Source organism: uncultured Lacinutrix sp. (genome assembly GCF_947500325.1).
GTDB lineage: Bacteria > Bacteroidota > Bacteroidia > Flavobacteriales > Flavobacteriaceae > Lacinutrix.
Map to the genome: position 1 here is coordinate 1 of NZ_CANMRQ010000114.1, position 242 is coordinate 242.

1 pseudogene is annotated in these 242 nt (G+C 46.3%); it reads right to left on the minus strand.

Features of this window, described 5'->3' with window-relative positions:
- Positions 1 to 242, minus strand: a pseudogene (locus tag Q0997_RS20410) (hypothetical protein); the annotation flags it as partial.

Below are 242 nucleotides of genomic sequence, written 5' to 3' on the forward strand. Positions count from 1 at the left end.
TATTGTCCGCCATCGCCGCCATCGGCTGTGTTATCTCCAAAGGCTTCATTGGCATCACTACAGCCATCATCATCACTATCTGTATCTAAGAAATCTGGAAGGTTCTCTCCGACATTACCATCGGTATCTGTTGGACTAGAGACACCTGTGCCTGCTGATGTAGGAATACCAGTTACTGGATCTATTGCTCCATCGGCTATACCATCACCATCTAAATCTGTTCCTCCTGTCTCTACTGTATC